Source organism: Cohnella luojiensis (assembly GCF_004564235.1).
GTDB classification, from domain to species: Bacteria; Bacillota; Bacilli; order Paenibacillales; family Paenibacillaceae; genus Cohnella; species Cohnella luojiensis.
Genome location: NZ_SOMN01000114.1, coordinates 1 through 546 on the forward strand (window position 1 = coordinate 1; position 546 = coordinate 546).

2 tRNA genes are annotated in these 546 nt (G+C 53.8%); both read left to right on the forward strand.

Annotation, left to right across the window (positions count from 1 at the left end):
- The first annotated feature begins 132 nt into the window (after positions 1-132).
- A tRNA-Ile gene (locus E2980_RS23970) sits at positions 133-209 on the forward strand.
- Between the two features lie 27 nt (positions 210-236).
- Positions 237-312 (forward strand) — tRNA-Ala (locus E2980_RS23975).
- Positions 313-546 lie beyond the last annotated feature (234 nt).

The window sequence follows — 546 nt, forward strand, 5'->3', positions numbered from 1 at the left end:
CCGTTAAGACCTCCAGCGCCAATGGTACTTGGACCGCAGGGTCCTGGGAGAGTAGGACGTCGCCAAGCCGGGCTTTTCTTATCCTTGTCTAGAGGGTAGGAGAGGTTGCCCAGCAAGAGCGGGCGCACATATTGGCCTTTAGCTCAGCTGGTTAGAGCGCACCCCTGATAAGGGTGAGGTCGGTGGTTCGAGTCCACTAAGGCCAACCATCTTCTTTACAAGTGAATACTTCCCATGGGGACTTAGCTCAGCTGGGAGAGCACCTGCCTTGCACGCAGGGGGTCAGCGGTTCGATCCCGCTAGTCTCCACCATGAGATTACTGGCGAACGATGGTTCATCGCAGCCAACGTACAACCGCAACGTGTTGTTTCACAACACTGCCTGCGATTGCACGTCGAGACGACCTCCGGTCGCTCGTTTGCACCTTGAAAACTGGATAGCGAAGCAAAGCGCGAATTAGAAGAAGTTTAAGTATCATCTCTGCCTTACTAGTGTCTAACAATTGTATGCGGAGGGATATCGGTTTTGGACGACTCGCGGATCTG